The organism is Maribacter polysaccharolyticus (assembly GCF_028882255.1).
GTDB classification, from domain to species: Bacteria; Bacteroidota; Bacteroidia; order Flavobacteriales; family Flavobacteriaceae; genus Maribacter_A; species Maribacter_A polysaccharolyticus.
This window is the reverse complement of record NZ_JARBUY010000002.1, coordinates 115,481-133,646: the sequence shown is the minus strand read 5'-3', so window position 1 is coordinate 133,646 and position 18,166 is coordinate 115,481. Positions and strand designations below refer to the sequence as shown.

At 43.7% G+C, this 18,166-nt stretch carries 5 protein-coding genes; 3 read left to right on the top strand and 2 right to left on the bottom strand.

The features are described from left to right. Positions 1-537: 537 nt before the first annotated feature. The 3 genes from PHU20_RS06530 (at position 538) to PHU20_RS06520 (ending at position 15,170) form a co-directional block, all read left to right on the top strand. The gene (locus PHU20_RS06530) at positions 538-7,869 is read left to right on the top strand and encodes a malectin domain-containing carbohydrate-binding protein (protein WP_274824558.1); all 7,332 of its coding nucleotides are present in this window, start codon (positions 538-540) and stop codon (positions 7,867-7,869) included. 747 nt (positions 7,870-8,616) lie between these two features. Further along, the gene (locus tag PHU20_RS06525) at positions 8,617-12,231 is read left to right on the top strand and encodes an Ig-like domain-containing protein (protein WP_274824557.1); all 3,615 of its coding nucleotides are present in this window, start codon (positions 8,617-8,619) and stop codon (positions 12,229-12,231) included. A 656-nt stretch (positions 12,232-12,887) separates the two neighbouring features. Continuing rightward, a complete protein-coding gene (locus tag PHU20_RS06520; protein WP_274824556.1) occupies positions 12,888-15,170 on the top strand; it encodes a hypothetical protein in 2,283 nt (760 codons plus the stop codon). Positions 15,171-15,477: 307 nt separating this feature from the next. Here PHU20_RS06520 and PHU20_RS06515 read toward each other — a convergent pair whose 3' ends face one another. Then, positions 15,478-17,226: a PQQ-dependent sugar dehydrogenase gene (locus tag PHU20_RS06515; RefSeq protein WP_274824555.1), complete on the bottom strand. Its 1,749-nt coding sequence runs from the start codon at positions 17,224-17,226 to the stop codon at positions 15,478-15,480. 34 nt (positions 17,227-17,260) lie between these two features. After that, positions 17,261-18,166, bottom strand: a complete 906-nt coding sequence (locus tag PHU20_RS06510; protein ID WP_274824554.1) for a glycosyltransferase family 2 protein — start codon at positions 18,164-18,166, stop codon at positions 17,261-17,263.

Genomic DNA, 18,166 nt, shown 5'->3' with positions numbered 1-18,166 from the left:
CGTATTATAGATTCAGCGTAAAAAATTCATCCCGTAATTAACCGAATAATCATAAAAGATAAGGTTGAATTTTTCACAAATGCCTTTTGTCCTGAATATTTACCGTTTATCGATAATTGCTTTTTGTTCTATTCCGGTAATAAAAGCGGACTTTAGCATATTCTGTAATTTCACCACCCTCAAATTCATTTATTCATATTTAATTGAACTATATTCTACAATAGTGTATTTTATTTAACATTTTAATTGTTGATAAATTTATTTTTAAATACATTTATTGCAAAGAAAAACGAAAGTGAACAAGCATGCTTTTCTTCGTTATTCTCTAAACTTTTTATTGATTTTAATTTCAACTTGGCATCGCGATGCATTTGTTTGAATTTTGATTCATTGCAGTTAAAACTTCCCCAAGTTTTGTTCTCATTTGCTTTCTACTTAAGCTGGTTTTTAAACCTATAGCCTTATCTATTCCTTAAGGCTCGCCTATGGTTTAAGAAATGAATATTATCCCCCAATTGTTTTTTTAAAATTATTTATATGATGGATTTTTACGCTTTTATGCATCGACCTTTGTCATTGTATTCCACATTGGTCCTTATGTTATTATTTTTCACGAAGGGAACTGGCCAAAGTTTTAATGCCTCCAACGTCGCAGGTGAAACTATTTACAATCCCACTTCGATGGAGTTTGGCCCCAATGATCTACTATATGTATCTCAACAGAATGGTCTTATCTTGGAATACGGTATTGTTCGTGATTCGGCAGCACCGGGGTCGGGTACCTATTCGATTACCAATAGTTCCGTCATTGACCTTATCAAGTTAGGGGTGCCCAACCACAACGATGATGGCACAATCAATTCATCTACATCTCGCCAGGTAACAGGTTTATTAACAGCAGGAACCTCAGCCAATCCTATAATTTACGTAAGTTCATCCGATTCGAGAATAGGAGGAGGAGGCCCTGGAACAGACTCCAATTTGGACACGAATTCAGGCGTACTATCACGACTTACCTGGACAGGTAGCAATTGGGACAAGGTAGATTTAGTGCGCGGATTACCCCGTTGTGAAGAAAACCATGCGACCAACGGTATGGACTCTTTCGAATTAGGGGGAAACACCTACATCTTATTACAACAAGGAGGCAACACCAATAAGGGGGCACCCAGCAACAATTTTGGCGGTACACAGGAAACCTATCTTTCAGGGGCACTCTTAATCATCAATATTACCCAATTGGAGCAGATGGAACAGGCCAATGGGGGACCATACATTGATACTCGTCAAGGATCGGTACAATATATCTATGACCTTCCGACACTGAACGATCCCGAGCGGCAAGACATTGACAATACCAATCCGGAATTCCCTTATGCTGCAGGACATCCGATGTACAATGCCACCATCGACCTAGGTGATCCATTCGGGGGAAACGACGGATTTAATCAGGCTATTGTGGAAGTAGGAGGCCCGGTTCAAATATTTTCACCCGGCTACAGAAATGCTTATGATGTGGTCATTACGACTGACGGCAAAATCTATACGGGTGATAATGGAGGAAATTCATCTTGGGGAGGAGTTCCCGTCATATATACCAGTGCCAACGTCAGGAAAGGCGATGAATCCACCACTACTTATGACCCGGAGTCTGGCGATTATATTACTAATGAATTAAATGAATCAGGCAGTAGTACAATTGGCGATGCGTTACACTATGTAGGAACGATCTATGATGCCAACCGCACCTACTACGGGGGGCATCCATCTCCCATTCGCTCCTTTCCAACCCGGGCAGGAGTGATCAAACATGTATTCAACGGTTCGGATTGGATTGTGGAAAGCTCTTATAATTTTGAAGATTTGCTGGTTGGTAGTTCTGGGTATTTCAATAATTCTTTCAATATAGCTGATTTTCCGGACGACCCAAGGCAGGGATTCTTTCTAGCCGGAGACATTGGTAACCCACAAGTTAATATTCTTGACGTAGTTAGCTCCTCCACTAATGGCATTTGTGAGTATACAGCTACAAATTTTAATGGCGCCATGCAGGGGGATATATTATCTACATCATTTGGAGGTCAGATCAATCGGTACCAACTCAATACAACCGGAGATGGCCTTGAGGCCAAGGACAATAGTTTTCTTGTAGGTTTCGGAGATATCCCCTTGGATGTCATCGCCCAAGGTGATGCTGATATATTCCCGGGAACAATTTGGGCCGTGACTTACGGTTCCGATAATATTACGGTTTTCGAACCTACGGATTTTGGTAATTGCCCACAAGTGGGAGACCCAGATTACGATCCGTTAGCGGACTCCGATTTGGATGGATATACCAATGCGGATGAAATTGACAACGGGACCAATCACTGTTCAGGAGGTTCGAAACCAAATGACAACGATGGGGATTTTATATCCGATTTGAATGACCCCGATGACGACAACGATGGGATTCCGGATGTTATGGACGCTTTTGCTACAGATGCAGACAATGGCACCACGACCAATCTTCCCATTAATTATCCTTTTTGGAACAATGACCCGGGAACAGGATTCGCAGGACTTGGATTCACAGGATGGATGACCAATGGCACAACCGACTATTTAAACCAATATGACCCCGACAACCTTTCTTTTGGTGGTGCCGGGGGCAAAGCCACTTTGGATGCCGTAAGCGATGGGGATGCCCTAGGCAGCCTAAACAATCAGGATAATGGTTTTCAATTTGGAGTGAATGTTGACAATACCTCCCCCCCTTTTACGGTTCATGCCGAAGTTGAGGACCCATTTTCCGGAACCCCTCCTGAAGATTTTCAGTCGGTTGGGATATATATAGGCAATGGGGATCAGGATAATTACCTGAAAGTCGTGATCATGGACGGCATTACCAACAGTGATGGGATAGATGGATTTGAAGTAACCGTGGAAAATAATGGTACCCCCACCACAACCACCTTTGATGTAGCGGGACTTTTAGAGGCTACGGCTGTAGACCTTTATGTCAGCATAGACCCTACCGCGAATTCAGCCCAACCCTTTTACTCCTTAAATGGAGGTACGACCGTCCTTTCGCTGGGATCGGCCATTACATTGCCCAACAACTTTTTGGACCCCAGTGACAATCAAGGCATGGCGGTAGGTATTATAGCCACTTCTGCCGGACCAGCCCCGGAATTTACGGCTACTTGGGACTTCATCAATATAACGGCCGACCAACCTTCGGAGCTCTCCCTAGACCCAGATTCCATAGACTTTGGGACCCTTGCGGTAAGTTCGGGTGTTTCGGAGATGAATATCACGGCCAACAACACCGGTAGCCCCGCTTCAGGATCCATAGAAATCACGGAAATAACCATTACCGGGCCAGATTCTTCCTTATTCGGCACTTCTACGGCTTTACCTGTTCAAATTGGTCCTGGAGCAGAATTGGCCCTGCCCCTCAATATCACCCCGGACAATACTGCCGGCACCAAGAATGCCGATATGGTGATTACCCATACCGGCACCAATTCCCCCACCATTGTCCCAATTACCGCTGAACTGACAAATAGTATAATACGAATCAATAGCGGTGGTAATCAGACGACGTATACCGGTAATATCTTTGATGAGGACCAGTATTTTGTAGGTGAATCAATATACCAAAATACTTCGAACCCATCATTACCCTTGATATACCAAACCGAACGCAACGACCCTTCCAAGACTTTTGCCTACAACATACCTGTTCCCAATGGGGATTATACCGTCATCCTCCATTTTGCCGAAATCTATTGGGGGGCTATGGGTGGAGCCTCAGTGGGTGGTATTGGCAACCGTGTATTCGATGTCGACCTTGAGGGAAGCCTCATACTCGACAATTACGATATCAATGCTGATGTTGGGCCCGATACACCGGTCACCAAATCCTTTGAAACATCGGTCACGGATGGGGAATTGAACATCGACTTTTCCTCACTTTCCAGTGATGGTGGTAAGGACCAACCGAAAATATCCGCCATTGAGGTTATTGGGGCAGGTACACAGTACCCGCCCATAACGGTCGAACCCATAGCCGATCAAATCAATCAGGTCGACGATATGGCCGATCTAGCGGTTGCGGCCTCCGGGGGGGATCCCAACGAAAACTTCACCTATAGCATATCCGACCAACCTTCGGGAATCGACATAGAACCGACCAACGGACAGATCTTTGGCACCATAGATGCCTCGGCGATCACCGGAGGGGCCAACGGTGATGGGGAACATTTGGTGACCGTAACGGTAGACAAACCCAGTGCGACATCCGAAACGACCACCTTTACATGGACGGTCGAACCCACACCCGACCCAACTTATTCCTTACAGATGAACACCGGTGGGGAGCAGATCACTTTCGACGGGGATACCTTCGATGCCGACCAGTACTTTGTTGGGGGATTGATACATCAAAATACCTCCAACCCATCCTTGCCCCAACTGTATCAAACCGAACGATATGGGACATCGGGCATCCTTTCCTATGCCATACCGGTCACCAATGGCGATTATACCGTCATCCTCCATTTTGCCGAAATCTATTGGGGGGCTATGGGTGGAGCCTCAGTGGGTGGTATTGGCAACCGTGTATTCGATGTGGACATCGAAGGGGCCCCGGTACTGGACAATTATGACATCTATGCCGATGTTGGGCCCGATACACCGGTCACCAAATCCTTTATAACATCGGTCACGGACGGGGAGTTGAACATCGATTTTTCCTCACTTTCCAGTGATGGTGGTAAGGACCAACCGAAAATATCCGCCATTGAGGTTATAGGGGCAGGTACACAGTACCCGCCCATAACGATCGAACCCATAGCCGATCAGATCAATCAGGTCGACGATATGGTCGATCTAGCGGTTGCGGCCTCCGGGGGGGATCCCAACGAAAACTTCACCTATAGCATATCCGACCAACCTTCGGGGGTCGACATAGAACCGACCAACGGACAGATCTTTGGCTCCATAGATACCTCAGCGATCACCGGAGGGGCCAACGGTGATGGGGAACATTTGGTGACCGTAACGGTCGACAAACCCGGTGCGACATTCGAAACGATTACCTTTACATGGACGGTCGAACCCACACCCGACCCAACTTATTCCTTACAGATGAACACCGGTGGGGAGCAGATCACTTTCGACGGGGACACCTTCGATGCCGACCAGTACTTTGATGGGGGATTGATACATCAAAACACCTCCAACCCATCATTGCCCCAACTGTATCAAACCGAACGATATGGGACATCGGGCATCCTTTCCTATGCCATACCGGTCAACAATGGCGATTATACCGTTATCCTCCATTTTGCCGAAATCTATTGGGGGGCTACGGGAGGCCCTTCGGGGGGAGTGGGCAGACGTATTTTCGATGTGGACATCGAAGGGGCCCCGGTGCTGGACAATTATGACATCTATGCCGATGTTGGGCCCGATACACCGGTCACCAATTCCTTTATAACATCGGTCACGGATGGGGAATTGAACATCGACTTTTCCTCACTTTCCAGTGATGGTGGTAAGGACCAACCGAAAATATCCGCCATTGAGGTTATTGGGGCAGGTACACAGTACTCGCCCATAACAATCGAACCCATAGCCGACCAGATCAATCAGGTCGACGATATGGTCGATCTAGCAGTTGCGGCCTCCGGGGGGGATCCCAACGAAAACTTCACCTATAGCATATCCGACCAACCTTCGGGGGTCGACATAGAACCGACCAATGGACAGATCTTTGGCTCCATAGATGCCTCGGCGATCACCGGAGGGGCCAACGGTGATGGGGAACATTTGGTGACCGTAACGGTCGACAAACCCGGTGCAACATCCGAAACGATTACCTTTACATGGACGGTCGAACCCGCACCCGACCCGTGGATCGATTTGGAGGAGAACGAGGATTATACAGGCCGACATGAATGTTCCTTCGTTCAGGCTGGGGATAAATTTTATTTGATGGGAGGTCGTGAAAACGCAAAAACTTTGGACATCTATGATTATGAAAGTAATAGTTGGACTACATTGACAGATTCCGCTCCCTTCGAATTCAACCATTTCCAAGCAACGGAATACCAAGGTCTTATTTGGGTCATTGGTGCCTTCAAAAACAACAGTTATCCAAACGAAGCCCCGGCCGATTACATATGGGCTTTTGATCCTGTTGTCCAAGAATGGATTCAAGGTCCCGAAATTCCATCATCAAGAAAACGCGGTGCTGCTGGTCTTGTCATTTACAATGATAAATTCTATATCGTGGCAGGGAATACTATAGGCCATAATGGAGGCTATGTTCCCTGGTTTGATGAATACGACCCAGCAACCGGAATATGGACTGCATTGGATGATGCCCCTCGAGCAAGGGACCACTTCCATGCCACAGTAATCGGAAACAAACTTTATGTTGCTGGCGGTCGACTTTCGGGAGGCACAGGAGGAACCTTTAAACCTGTCATCCCTGAAGTGGATGTATTCGATTTTAGTTCAGGGACTTGGAGCTCACTTCCTGAAAGTGAAAATTTGCCCACACCCAGGGCTGCTCCTTCAGTGGGTAATCTCAACGGTAAATTAGTCGTTATGGGAGGGGAAGTTCAAAATGAATTGGTCTATGGCACCAACACTGATGACGCCCTCAAAATCACGGAAGAATACAACCCTGAAACAGGAATTTGGACCCGATTGGCCGATATGAATTATGACCGTCATGGGACCCAAGCGATCATATCCGGTGGTGGTATATTCATTACTGCCGGTTCCCCGGACCGAGGTGGAGGCAACCAAAAGAACATGGAATCCCTTGGAACTTCAAGCCCTGCTGGATCTCCGATCATTCCAAGTGCGCTGAATGGTCCGACAAATGTTCAGATCGATGCCAATTCCTCAATAAACCTGGACTTGGATGTTAGTGGTGGTGATCAAGGCATATATATCCGTTCAATGCAACTTACAGGAACAAATGCCAGTGATTTCAGTATTGAATTCGGAGAGCTGACCAACGTTCTACTCAAATCCAACGTGCAACATACCTTGGTTTTGGCATATAATGACACCCTAAATGGGGCTATGGCGAACTTGGTCATCAACCATGGTGCTACGGACCAAACGATTATTCCATTGGAAGGCGTCTCAGACATCGTTGAAAGCGGTATTGAAGGTTTTACCTTGATTAATGCCGATACCGACATAGATCTATTTGATTTGACGGAAGGAATGCAGATCGACATCAATGATGTCCAAGGGATGGGACTGAATATTAGGGCCAATACGACTCCAGCAACCGTAGGTAGTGTCTATCTGTCCATATCAGGACAAATAAATAGCTCCAGGACGGAAAATGCAGCTCCCTACGCATTTTTCGGTGATACCAACGGCAATTATTATGTAAGACAAATGCCTTCCGGAAATTATACCGTCAATGCCATAGCCTACGATGGCAGCAATGGCACCGGAACAAATCTCGGTTCATTGACATTGCAATTCTCTATCACCGATGCCAGTACCTCAAAAGGCAGTCTTTTAGAAAATAACACTGAAGAACTAAGTCTCCCAATGCAAATTGACGTATTGGATCCAGAATCCGAATATTTGGACATCGCACTCTATCCCAACCCAACTCCATCTTCGTTCCAAATAAGCCTATCTGACCCTAATGTGGAACTTTCAAAAATATTAATGTTCGACATGAACGGTAGATTGGCCAAATCAGTTGATGCCAAACCACTGAAAATAGGGGAAGGCCTTTACCAAGTTAATGCTTCTGGATTGGAAGACGGGGTCTATCATGTGAATTTCAGTACAATTAAAGGGACCGTGTTTGGTTATGAACTCATCATTAAAAAATAAAATTGAAGCTGATTAAGATGACTGTTAAAATAAAATCGAAATAAATATCTACAACAAAGATGTGGTGTTCATCCTTTGTGATTAATAACACCACATCTTTTTTTCAATAGCACATCGGATTATTATTCACCCCGGATACCCTACTGAAAAAATTGAATTGATTGTTGCATTTTCTTTCTAATTGCCGGTATTGTGTCTCCTAGGATGGTTCTTATGGCATACATATCGATAGATGGGTTATGGGTAAACGGAAATCATTTGAAAGAAGGGGGAAAAGTCCCGAACGCTTTTATCAGTTTGTAATTTTAAATATACGCTTGGAATTTAATCATGACCACGTTTTAGACCCCGACCCTTCCCTTTCCGAGGAAACCATTATTGTCTACATGCAATGGTATACCAATAACGTTGCCATATTCGTTTTATGCCTGAATGAAATTCTCGGGACCATAACCCTTTATAGCCAATATTGGTTACGCATGAAAATAATTTGCTCCCGTTGGTTTTTTGGAATCCATTTCAATTGACAAACAATTTTTATCTTAAAATGTATACGAATTCGGGAAATTAATTCCGCATTTCATCGAAAAAAGGTCAAAAAAGTAGTTGAAAACCAAAAATACCCCTGAAATTAAGGCAATTAATAGTCCATAATTTTGTTTTTTGCGTAAGTAAAGGATATATAATAACCAATTTATGATGTTCACTAGCCCAAGTCGACCCATATTTACTTGTATTGCAATTTTTATGATTTGTTCCAATGCCCTATTCTCCCAGGCTTCGATTTCAGGTGAATTGAAACAATACCATAAAGTGACCTTAACTTTCGACAGCGCTTCAATCTATTCTGAGACGGCAACAACTTACGAGAATGTCAGGATGGATGTTGTCGTAACAAGTCCTTCGGGAAACAATTATTCGGTACCCGGTTATTTTGCCGCTGACGGGAATGCGGCAGAAACATCCGCAACTTCAGGAACTAAATGGCGTATTAACTTCGTGCCTAATGAAATAGGAAATTACACTTATTCGGTAAGCTTCAAAACGGGATCCGATGTTGCCGTAAACGGTGGAGGTAACGGTGGGGAATTCGATGGTCAATCAGGAACTTTTTCCGTTTCCGCTACAGATAAAACAGGTAATGATTTTCAGGCAAAGGGCAAATTAAGCTATGTAGGAAAATACGCCCCTCAATTCGCAAATGGGGACTATTTTTTTGAAGTAGGCGCAGATTCTCCTGAAACTTTTTTGGAATATTCGGATTTCGATGCCACGGAAACGAATAATGAATATGCTTCCGTTTCGGGTTATTACACCAACGACGACCCTTCATGGCAGGATGGAAAAGGCACCGAAATTATAGGTGCCGTCAATTATTTGGCCAGCAAAGGGATGAATGTACATTATTTCCTTACCAATAATATTACAGGTGATGGCAAAAAGGCTTATCCTTTCCCCAATAAAACCGAATATACCACCTATGATGTTTCAAAGTTGAGTCAATGGGAAATCGTTTTTGACCATATGTACGAAAAGGGCATTGTCCAAGAATTTGTGTTACTGGAAACGGAAAACCTTAATTGGTTTGAAGATCAAGAAGGCATCGCATCAAGTAATTTCTCCAATAGTCGAAAAATATATTATAGGGAATTGATTGCCCGGTTTGGATACTTAAATGTAATTTGGAATATTGGGGAAGAGGCCAATTGGTCTGCAGGAGTGGATCAGTATTCGGCAAGCCAAATTGATGAAGCCGCTGCTTATATTGAAAATTTAAGCCCTTACAACGACTTGATAACCGTACACAATGGTCCTTCTTATGATTTTACCATTTTCCCCCAAATAACTGCCCTTTCGGGAACCAACTCCCTAACCGCAATATCGTTACAAGGAGATTATGACGATGCGACCCACGGGAACAATGAAGTAATCAATCTTCGGGACATGGGAAATGAAGATGGTAAAAAATGGGTGGTAAGATATACCGAACCTTGGTCGGCCAGCGACCTTCCCAACATAGAAACTTGGACCAACGATGCTTTATGGGCGAGTATATGTGCCGGATCCGTAGGAATCCATTATTATGCCGGTAGCGGAAGAGATGTAAATGGGGCCGATTATACCAACTATGCCCCGTATTATGACAGAATGCGATTTGCAAAAGCGTTTTTGGAGGAAAATCAAATCCCCTTTTGGGAAATGTCTGCAAATAACGAGAACATCAGTTCGGGTTACTTACTGTCGAAATTAGGTGAATACCATGTTGTTTTCTTGAAAAACGGGGGATCGGCAACCATTAACTTACAGGGTAGTGATGATTATGATATACGATGGTTTGACCCAAAAACCGGAGGCAGCCTCCAAAACGGCTCACTTTTAAGTACAGCCCCCGGTAATGCTGTTTCTATAGGTAACCCACCTAATAACGATAGTCAAAGCTGGGTCGTTTTTTTAAAAAGAAATTCCCTTTCAAGTGACATCCCGGTTACGGGAGTGGGGGTAAACCCTGAAACCCAAATACTGGAAATAGGCGAAACCTTCCAACTAAACCATACGGTTTCTCCTTCCGATGCGACCGATACCTCCGTTGAATGGTCTTCTAACGATACCGGTGTGGCCAGTGTCGATGGTTCCGGTATGGTCACCGCAATGGGAGAGGGAACGGCCATCATCACCGTAACCACGGTGGATGGCGGTTTTACCGACACTGCTGAGATAACCGTCGAGGTTCCGGTGGTAAATGTAACCGGTGTCGAGGTAACCCCCAACAGTGCCTCCGTTTCTTTGGGGGAAACCGCACAATTGAATGCGGCGGTGGCCCCGAACAACGCGACCAACCAAAATCTCACCTGGTCATCGGACGACCCCGCCATCGCCAGCGTAGACCAAAATGGGCTCGTTACCGCCCTCGATATCGGTACCGTTACCATTACCGCTACCACAGCGGACGGTAATTTTACCGATACGGCGACCATAACCATAAACGAGGAAGGTAACCCCGTACCCGTTCAGGGCATTAGACTTGACCCTTCCGAAAGTACTTTGATGGTCGGGGAAACCGTGATGTTGGTTGCCGAAGTTCTGCCTTCCGATGCGACCGATACCTCCGTTGAATGGTCGTCTAACGATACCGGTGTGGCCAGTGTCGATGGTTCCGGTATGGTCACCGCAATGGGAGAGGGAACGGCCATCATCACCGTAACCACGGTGGATGGCGGTTTTACCGACACTGCTGAGATAACCGTCGAGGTTCCGGTGGTAAATGTAACCGGTGTCGAGGTAACCCCCAACAGTGCCTCCGTTTCTTTGGGGGAAACCGCACAATTGAATGCGGCGGTGGCCCCGAACAACGCGACCAACCAAAATCTCACCTGGTCATCGGACGACCCCGCCATCGCCAGCGTAGACCAAAATGGGCTCGTTACCGCCCTCGATATCGGTACCGTTACCATTACCGCTACCACAGCGGACGGTAATTTTACCGATACGGCGACCATAACCATAAACGAGGAAGGTAACCCCGTACCCGTTCAGGGCATTAGACTTGACCCTTCCGAAAGTACTTTGATGGTCGGGGAAACCGTGATGTTGGTTGCCGAAGTTCTGCCTTCCGATGCGACCGATACCTCCGTTGAATGGTCGTCTAACGATACCCGTGTGGCCAGTGTCGATGGTTCCGGTCTGGTCACCGCAATGGGAGAGGGAACGGCCATCATCACCGTAACCACGGTGGATGGCGGTTTTACCGATACCGCGACCATTTTCATTACCCCCACGGAAACCATTAGACCAACTTTGTCGGGTAACCCTACCGTATCGGCGGTTGAAGGAGAGGCTTTGGAAATAAAATTATTCCTTGATAAATCGAGTGAAGAAAACATTGTTTTAACTATTATTTACGAAAATAACACCGCTAACCAAGACGACTATGATTCCACTATTGTAGAAGTTACATTTGAACCGGGTGAAGTTGAAAAAACAGTTTATATAGAAACCATAGCTGATACCATTAATGAGGAAAATGAGCAATTCTCTATTGAAATAAGCAGCAACGAAGGCCTATTGGCCAATCAAGAAGCGCTTCGGATCGAGGCCACTATTGTTGACAGCGATCCGGAAGATGACATTATAATTTATCCAAATCCCACACAACCCTTCTCTAATGTTACGATTACGGGAACCGAAATAGGTGTTTATCAAATCCATTTTTTTACGGTATCGGGTATCTTGATCAAGTCCCAAACTTTGGAAATAGACGGAGATACCTTTGAGTTGCAAATACCGAATATCAGCAATGGACTTTATTTGATCAGTTTAGAAAATCAAGAGAATGAATACCTAAGTAAAATACTTATTCAGTAAGCTTGCTGAAATTAAGCCCTGAATTCCCAGTGGCTTATCCAGGGAAACGGAGTCAACCCATAAAGTTCACTACAAACGACCTAAATAAAATTGTTCTAGTGGGTCTGGATATGGTTGCTACCACCCTTAGGGCCAAAAAGGGAACACCCCAATTTCTTCCAAACTTCTTGACCCAAAGCATATTCTTGATTGATCTAATCCTTGAAAATATTACAATTGACGTTTCTTTTACTGCATTATCAGCATCCAAATGCTTGTAAATAAAAATTATTGGTAAAAGTGAACCCAAAAAATCCTTATGAAGAACTTCACCGTATATATTTACGTTATTAAAATATCCTAAGTTCCCAAAACTTACTTTACACCAAATAACAGTGTTCTAAAACATAGTGTATCAAGGCATAAAACATGTGATGATAAAGCTCTGAAAATTTAGAAAGAAGGTGTAATGACCTTATTCAAAATGGTATGAAAAGAAATATTTTACCCTTTTTTTATTGGTTCCCAAACAATTTTTTATCGACCAACAGCACTCTATGTAACACTAAATGTGCAGTTTATCGAAAAAACACCAATTTATATCGATTATATTTATTTTTGAAATAATTTTATATCCCCAAATAAATGACCACGCATATTTAACCATTAGCAGTACTATGAAATTTCACCCCACCTTCCCCTATCATTATGTTTTACTGATTTGTGCAATTCTCTTTCAATTTTCCTGTGCCAAGGACTCTGATTTGTTTACAGATTTCATCATCGAAGAAAACCTGGAAGATTTAACCGGCTTGGAATTGGCAGACGCCCTACTCATACCCTCTGATTTTGACTGGAACGATATACCCGAAGATTATGAAAATGCCGTTTGGGAAATCACGGAATCATTCGATCTCGAAGGAGCAAGTATAACCCTACCTGAGGGGGTGACCCTCTATTTTAATGGGGGCCTATTGACCAATGGCACGCTAACAGCTAATGAAACCCTGATTGCTTCCCAGAGTTCTTCACAAATATTAGATACGGTATCACTTTCAGGCACTATTGAAAATGAATATATTATGCCGTATTGGTTTGGTGCGGTTATGGACGGGATTACCGATGATAGGGATGCATTTGTTAAGACTTTGGCATATGCCGAATCCCTTGGGCTAAAGGTCCTTGTTGATAAGGACATGTTCCTTGATGTGGAGGAAACCGGTACGAAAGCAATATTCTTGGAGGACAAAACATGGATTGAGGGGGCGAATGAAGCGAATATAATCATCAACAACCTGTTGTCCCCAGCCTTCTTTATTGCCTTATCGGAAGATGTCACGATTAAGAACATTACTTTTTTATATGACCAAGAATATGATGCCGCCTATGATTGGAAGACAACCACCGATAACCACCTCAACCAACAACAACTTGAGGATTATTTAACAGCCAATAGAAATATTACTTTTTCAGCAACGAACCCTGCATTTGCAGGCACTACAGGATTTCATACCATTTTTTCTTTTGAAGGTTCACAAAATGTACTTTTTGAAGATGTTACTTTCAAGGCAAAGGGTGAAACAGCGAACAAATTCACTCAGTATGTGATAAAGTTCAAGGAACAATATTCATCAGACCAAACAATTGCAACGGAAGGCGCAGGCAATTCCACGGACATACCGACTAATATCATATTCAACAATATCGTATTTGACGGGTATCTTATGGGTATGCAAGGTGTTGTCGAGAATTTAACGGTAGACAATTTAAAAGCATATAGATGTTCTGATTTTCAAAATGAAGACGGAAGTTATTTGGGTGGTAGGGTAGCCGCTAATGATTATCGTTTTCCTCCTCCACATTTATTTTATTTAAATGATGGTGTTGTCGATGGATATCCCAATAATATAACCTTGACAAATATCATCGATTATGGTGATTGGATAGGCACTACAGATGTTAGACAAGAACTTAGTGGGTATTGTCATTCATTGAAATTAGTTGGGCAAGTCGAAAACGTTAAGGTAGATAATTACAAATCTTATCGTGCCGATGGATTAGGAGATTGGGGGGGTATAACAAATTCAGTTTTCACCAATATATACGCTGAAAGTCAAATAGACCGCTTTAATCCGACTTGGGGATTCAACTCTTTGCGTATCGTTGGCACTTTAAATAATGTCTCGATAAGTAATATGACCATAAAAGATAATTCTGATGAATTAGAACTCTACCCATTGGATGTTATGGCGGGTGATTACGTTACCTTGGACAATGTACATGTATATGTCAACGAAATAAGGGCAACAAGCCACGGACCTTTCGGTATAAGCGGATCCAACAATACGATTTTAAATTCAAGTCTTAACATTGAAAACCATAACAATACAGATACCTATAAAGCCATAATCTTTAATAATAATGAAACACTGAGCAATGGGGCAAACAATCACTATGAAATTGAAGTCAATGGTTGGCGGGAAATCAGTAATGATCCCTTAGGGCTTTCTATGCGTATGCTTATGCAATATGCCTCCAATTCCAATGAAAATTATGCCAAGGTAGTAGACACCAGTAACAATTTTACGATCGAGCAGGAAAGTGCGGTAAAACAGGATACGTGGACACGTACGGAGGAAGTGGAATTAGGGAGCGGTTCCAGTCAATTATTGAATATCAATATCCCAAGAAATTTTTACGTGAAAAGTGTAAATTTAACGACCCTTGAGGCTTTGGAAGATGGATTGGAAGTCTATTTATCTACCAACAGCAGCAGTACCAACAGTAACTATTGGCTTACCGAGGTATCTACTGGTACAGGTAGCATTTCCAAAAACTTTAGTAATACCACCGCCCATACGTCTAACCAAACCCTCTATTTGGTCGCCAATGACGATTTCGAAAATCAGGGGGAAATTTCAGTTGAATTGGTTTTAGGGCATATCACCAGCGGTAATTAGGGAAATATTTTCACCCAAAACGTAGGTTGTAAATTCCTAAATTCCAAGTAGAACCCGTATTTAATACCTAAGGATTCTTGATCACCTATTATTTGGTATACACCCCCTAATCATAATGGAGAATTACTTAGGAAGCTGAGTTCGTTAGGGCAGATCAACCACCTTCCGATGATTCCCGTAAGAAAAGGAACACTCCGAACTTGGAAAGCAAACATTTTTTCTTTTTTGTTTTGTAATCAACAGACATTAAAGGCCTATACCCTTAATGTATAGTAGCCATAAGCCCCAATAATTCCACTATTCAAATTTAAAGCCCTTCTGTTTTACCCAAGGATAAAACATAACTTTCGACCCATTTTATCTCATTGGTCGAAAGGGTATGTTTCCAGGCGGGCATGGTTCCTTTTCCGGAACCATTTTCAATGGTTTGAACCATTTTTTCTTTTCCATAAATCCATTCCCCATCCATCAAATTGGGCCCAATGGCCCCTTGTCCTTCTGCCCCGTGGCATATCTGGCAATTTTGCTCATAAATCACCCTCCCCTCTTCCAACTGATCTTTTATCTCCTTTGGTCTATTCATCTTATCTTGCACAAGCCTATCAGATTCTTTTTCAATAGGATGGAATAAGGTAATCGTCCTATTCCCGAATTCCGACACATAAAGATTCCCTGATTCCTCATCTTCCACCACATCCAAGGGTCCACTCCCTACTTCCAAACCCATTGTAGCACCGTCATAATCGTTTTCGATATCCAATGTTTCACCCCCTGGCCTTACAACCACCAAATCGTTGCGCCCTAACCGAGCTACTATTAGGCACCCTTTCAATCTTCCGTTAAAAGTTTCACTTTTATATTCCATAAGACCTGTTGGGGCAATGTGGGGGCCAAAATCATAGCTAAATCCCCTAAAATTGGCATCAGGTGCCACCCCATTGTATTCATGATTCTCCACATCCGCATCCCCATGGTTCAGGACGTACTCGGCCCTGAGCGGATTGGGGTGCCCATAATAGCCATTCTGCTCTACCCGAGCCATAAAATCATTTTGATCGGGTTGGGCCCCTATAACAGCAGGGATATCCCTTGGACCGGTATAATCAATGGCCGGAAATGGCCGGATATAATAAGGGGACTTAGGATCTGAGGAAGGGGTATTTTCATTACCCCCAGAGCCATTGATCGTCGCATAGAGTTGACCGTTGCTATGCCAAACCAGATCATAGGCATTTCTCAAACCCGTGGCATATATCTTTAGTGGCGCTAAATCACCATAGGGATCATAGCTTCCACCTCCGTCGGGGGTTTTGACCGAAAGGGGTAATTCTTGGGGAAGTTTATGGGGGTCAAGGCATAAAATGGCGCCGGACAATAAGGCCTCCCGGGAAGGCTGTTGGTTCTCTTCACAATCGCACCATCCCATACCCGTATTGGCCCCTTGTCCAAAATAAAGCTTGCCATCGGGCCCAAATAGGATTGAATTGGTGAAATTTTCCTGATTCGGGCCAAAACGGGGCAGGTCTTTGAGCACCACTTCAACTTTCAACACCTGATCGGTCGAGCTGCTTAAATGCATACGTGAGATACTTCCTGCCCAATTGGTATTATCCAATGCCTTTTGCGCATCGGGGAAGCTTACCCAAGTCGTAGGAGTTTCCGAATGAGTGGTCCAAAAGATCAAGCTATCCGGTCTTGAGTCGGGATCCAAAGCCAGACCAATGGTCAACTTAGAAGCCTCCCCAAAAGGTTTAAAAGTATGCTCCAATACCAAATTCCCCGTAGGAAGAATCAGAAACCGCATGATCTTTCCATCTATGGCACTAGCATATAATTTATGATCGGGGGCCATGACCAAACTCGTAAACTGCCCCTTGACCCCTTCGTTTAATTCGATTTTTTGGAACAAGACCGCTTCGAGAGTACCTTTGGGAGCCGTGGTATAGGCGCGAATTTTCCTTTTAGCGTATCTAGTCAGTCGGTTAGGATAAAACACCAAAAGAGAACCGCCCACCAATAGTACAAAGATCATTGGTTTTATTACGTTTCGCTTCATTTTCATTGTGTTTTATGTATCCCGTCCTGATAGCCTACACCTTGATTTGGTAGTTTTGGAAGATATATCGCTTCATTTTTTCCGTATCATTGCCACATGCCTTTTTAACCTCATACACCTTGGCATCGACCAAAGTACGGTACCACCAACCTTGTAAAAAATGCCATAAGAAACCCTCTTTCCCTTGGGTGAATCCGAATTTAAATATATAGCGATACACAAAATAGAAGAACGAACGCCAAAATAAGGGCATATTGGCATATTTTTTCTTTTTTCCCCTTTTGGACAGGGCATCTGCGGACATTTCATATTGTTGTGCAGCCGCTGATTTTGGGATTATGAAATTATATTCCAAATTCAAAAGATCGATCGCTTCCCGAATGGAATACCCATTATGCTTTTGTACCCACCAACCCAGGGAATTTAGGTTGTGATCTACAAAAAAACCATCGAATTGAATGCTTTTTCCTTGGGTCAATACGATATGTTCATCCATCCAACGTTCCTCGCAGAAACCATGCCGGTATCGAAACAAACGCAACATATTCATTTGCAACATACCTTTGGTCATCAAAGTATCCAAAAAATACATTTTACGCTCAAAGACAACTCCGGAAACCCCCTTACCGATAACGGGAAGCTTTTCATTGATTTCCTCGATCAAATCATCCGTCAGATATTCATCGGCATCCAAGCGAAACACCCATTCGGTAGCTATGGGAATATTCTCCAATCCCCAATTAAGTTGTTTGGCATAATTATTCTCCCATTTGTTTTGATAGACCTTTGCCCCTAAGCGCTTTGCCAATTCCACCGTATTATCGGTAGAATACGAATCGACCAAATACACCTGGGAGCAGAACCTTTGAGCATTGGTTATGCACCGCTCTATATGTTTTTCCTCATTGAAGGTTAAAATAATGGTGCTTATATCCTGCAT

Coding starts and splice junctions, on each gene's coding strand:
- PHU20_RS06510 (WP_274824554.1), bottom strand. CDS start 18,166: ATGCAGGATATAAGCACCATTATTTTAACCTTCAATGAGGAAAAACAT.
- PHU20_RS06530 (WP_274824558.1), top strand. CDS start 538: ATGATGGATTTTTACGCTTTTATGCATCGACCTTTGTCATTGTATTCC.
- PHU20_RS06520 (WP_274824556.1), top strand. CDS start 12,888: ATGAAATTTCACCCCACCTTCCCCTATCATTATGTTTTACTGATTTGT.
- PHU20_RS06515 (WP_274824555.1), bottom strand. CDS start 17,226: ATGAAGCGAAACGTAATAAAACCAATGATCTTTGTACTATTGGTGGGC.
- PHU20_RS06525 (WP_274824557.1), top strand. CDS start 8,617: ATGATTTGTTCCAATGCCCTATTCTCCCAGGCTTCGATTTCAGGTGAA.